Source organism: Thermomonas sp. LB-4, assembly GCF_036409385.1.
Taxonomy (GTDB): Bacteria; Pseudomonadota; Gammaproteobacteria; order Xanthomonadales; family Xanthomonadaceae; genus Thermomonas.
This window is the reverse complement of sequence record NZ_JAXOFT010000048.1, coordinates 1-3206: the sequence shown is the minus strand read 5'-3', so window position 1 is coordinate 3206 and position 3206 is coordinate 1. Positions and strand designations below refer to the sequence as shown.

The window sequence follows — 3206 nt, the reverse complement described above, 5'->3', positions numbered from 1 at the left end:
CCCGCAAAACCCCAGCTCAATGAGCTGGGGTTTTGTCTTTGCACCGGGGAAAATCTCCCCCAACCAATGCCGTCCCCCACGCAACCCACAGCCCCCACCCGCAACAGCTCAGCGCCAGGACCCTTGTCCCGCAAAAACCCAGATCAAAAGACCGGGGGGTCTGTTGCTCCCAATGGAGAATCAAACGCCTCGTCCGGACGTCGAGGATCGCCGGCAGGCGCGGATGCACGATTCCGCCGTGCCAACGACGGGAACCGAGGCGGGGCGACGGATCTCTTCAGTGGACCCGGTAGACCCAGTGCCGGGAGGACAGAAATCCCAGCCCTGCGCACAGGACGTCGGCCAGGGGCTTCAGCGATTGCGCGGCAGCCAGGCCTGCGTAGTGGTCGACGATGTCGACTGCCGCCGTGTTGAGCGTGGTCAGGACCAGCCACATGACCAGGAATCGCCGGATGGCCCGCCTGCCCAGCTGATGTCCTTCGCCGGCAAACGTCCACTTGCCGTTCAGCCAGAAGCCGAGCAAGGCTCCGGAGATGCGGCCGGCGACGTTGGCCGGCGCGACCGGCATCACCCACTGGCTCAGCGCCAGCATGACCGCGTATTCGACCAGCCATTGCAGCAGGCCGACCGCGGCATATCCCCCAAGGTGGCGACGCAGACTCATGATGGCGATTGTGACCCAGCGGACATGCGCCTGCGACCGCTAGAATCGCGGCAGTCTCCGCAGGAAATCCCGACATGCCCACTCCGCCCGCCCCGCCGCTGCACGTCGTGATCCTTGCTGCCGGCGAGGGCAAACGGATGAAATCGGCATTGCCCAAGGTGCTGCAGGCGATCGCAGGCCGACCCATGCTGGCGCACGTGATCGCGGCGGCGCGGGAGCTGGCACCGGCCGGCATCCACGTGGTGTTCGGTCATGGCGGCGAGCTAGTCCGCGCGGCGTTTGCCGGCCAGGCTGACCTGCATTGGGCCGAGCAGTCGCGCCAGCTCGGCACCGGCCATGCCGTGCAGCAGGCGATGCCGGGGATCCCGGACGATGCGCGCGTGCTGGTGCTGTACGGGGACGTGCCCTTGATCACCGCGGCCACCCTGCGCCGGCTGCTGAATGCACCCAGACCGCTTGCCGTGCTGGCCGCGGAGCCGGCCGACCCGACGGGCTACGGGCGGATCGTGCGCGACAGCGAAGGCCATGTCGCCGCCATCGTCGAGCACAAGGACGCGGACGCGGCACAGCGGCGGATCCATCTGGTCAATACGGGCGTGATCGCCGCCCTGGCGGGAACCCTGCGCGGGTGGCTGGAGGCGCTTCGCAACGACAACGCGCAGGGCGAGTACTACCTGACCGACGTATTCGGGGCGGCCGCGCGCGAATATGCCGCGGCCGAGATCGTCATTGTCGAGGATCCCGTGGAAACCGAAGGGGCCAACGATCCCTGGCAGCTTGCCCAGCTGGAGCGCGCATTCCAGCTGCGCCAGGCGCGGGCGCTGTGCCTGCAGGGCGCGCGCTTGGCCGATCCGGCGCGGATCGACATCCGCGGCAGCGTCGCCGTGGGATGCGATGTCGAGATCGACGCCAGCGTGGTGTTCGAGGGTGAGGTGGTGCTGGGCGACCGGGTCCGCATCGGCCCGTTCTGCCGGATCAAGGATGCGCGCATCGGAGCCGGCACGGTGGTGGCCGCCCATTGCGACATCGACGGTGCGGTCTGCGAGGGCGGTGCGCACATCGGTCCCTACGCGCGGCTGCGGCCGGGCACGGTGCTGGCGGAGGGCGTGCACGTGGGGAATTTCGTCGAAACCAAGAAGACGAGCATGGGACGTGGCAGCAAGGCCAATCACCTGACGTACCTCGGAGATGCGGTGGTAGGCGCCGGGGTGAACATCGGCGCCGGCACCATCACCTGCAACTACGACGGAGTGAACAAGTCCACCACCACCATCGGCGACAACGCCTTCATCGGTTCCAACAGTTCACTGGTGGCGCCGGTCGCCATCGGCGAAGGCGCGACCATCGGTGCCGGTTCGGTGATCGGCAAGGATGCGCCGGCGGGCAAGCTGACGCTGGCACGGCCCAGGCAGGAAACCGTGGATGGCTGGCGTCGCCCGGTGAAGCATCAGGGCTGAGTGCGCGTGGCGATTCTGCCGCCGCGCCTGTTGCAGTTGGCCCCGCGCCTGCTGGCGGCGACCCATGCGATTGGCGCGCTTGCGCTCGCGCTGTCGGGCATCCGCCTATGGCGCACCTACTGCGAGAACTTCGGCTGCATTGGCGTTGGCATCGCATGGTTCGCATGGGCCATCGGCTATGCCCTGCTGCTGCTTGTCGGCGTGATCGCGCTGCGCCTGCAGAAGGGCCGGGCGCGGGCGCTGCTGCGCACGGGGCTGGTGGCGGAGGTCGCGGCCGGTGCGCTGCTGCTGGGTTACTGGGCGGTGCAGGCAGCGGGATGATGGTGGGCGCGTCGCCGGTACGCCGGCGCGCGGCGACCACGGTGACGCCGACCTAGGCCGGCAGCACCATCGACACGCACAGGCCGCCGCCGTCACGGTTGAGCAGGGCGATGCGGCCGCCGTGGGCCTCGGCGATTTCCCGCGCCAACGCCAGCCCCAGGCTGGTGCCGTGGCGCTTGGTGGAATGGAACGGCAGCAAGGCATTGGCCAATACCGCCTCGTTCATGCCGCTGCCGCGGTCCAGCACCTCGATGCGCCAGCCGTCGGCGACGCCGACCGTGCCGGCTTCCACCAGGCACTGCTTGAAGATCTCCATCCGCGATGCGCCCAGCGCGGCGCACGCCGATCTCGCCGCTGCGGCGCAGGAACTTGGCCAGCAGCAGGCCCACGGTATTGAGCAGGCAGACCAGCAGGAAGGCGAACGCCAGCCACATCTGCAGGCGCACGTCGCCGGGCACGACCTGGCGGAACTCCAGCCATTCCATCACCTTGCGCAGGCGGGTGTTGGCAGGCCGCTCGAAACGGCCGGCGCTGCGCTGCCGCTCGGAACAGTTGTCCAGATAGCGCTTGTAAGCGGCCGCGTCGCCGGCGCTTTCCAGCTCCACCCAGTACTGCGCGCGCGCGAGGCCGTTCTGCGGCGAAGGGATCGGGACGGGTTGGCCACGGCCTGGTCCTGGCCGGAGGTGTCGCGGATGCGGCGTTGCGGGTCCGTAAGCTTCCCCGTCAAGCAGACATTTCAAAAGTAGAACCTTCGGCGGCTTGAC

3 protein-coding genes and 2 pseudogenes are annotated in these 3206 nt (G+C 68.6%); 2 read left to right on the top strand and 3 right to left on the bottom strand.

What is annotated here, in order from left to right:
- Positions 1–277: 277 nt before the first annotated feature.
- A complete protein-coding gene (locus tag SPK54_RS13530) occupies positions 278–664 on the bottom strand; it encodes a GtrA family protein (RefSeq protein ID WP_330948392.1) in 387 nt (128 codons plus the stop codon).
- Positions 665–738: 74 nt separating this feature from the next.
- On the opposite strand from SPK54_RS13530, the gene glmU reads away from it, so the two are divergent.
- Together glmU and SPK54_RS13520 are read left to right on the top strand one after the other, a co-directional pair.
- Complete coding sequence (glmU, locus tag SPK54_RS13525; RefSeq protein WP_330948391.1) at positions 739–2121, top strand: bifunctional UDP-N-acetylglucosamine diphosphorylase/glucosamine-1-phosphate N-acetyltransferase GlmU; 1383 nt, start codon at positions 739–741, stop codon at positions 2119–2121.
- Between the two features lie 6 nt (positions 2122–2127).
- Positions 2128–2442 (top strand): hypothetical protein, encoded by a 315-nt coding sequence (locus SPK54_RS13520; RefSeq protein ID WP_330948390.1) that lies wholly within the window; start codon positions 2128–2130, stop codon positions 2440–2442.
- Between the two features lie 52 nt (positions 2443–2494).
- Here the strand turns inward: SPK54_RS13520 and SPK54_RS13515 are convergent.
- Together SPK54_RS13515 and SPK54_RS13510 are read right to left on the bottom strand one after the other, a co-directional pair.
- A pseudogene (locus SPK54_RS13515) lies at positions 2495–2698 on the bottom strand (ATP-binding protein); the annotation flags it as partial.
- Between the two features lie 9 nt (positions 2699–2707).
- Positions 2708–3056: pseudogene (locus SPK54_RS13510) on the bottom strand (FtsX-like permease family protein); the annotation flags it as partial.
- Positions 3057–3206 lie beyond the last annotated feature (150 nt).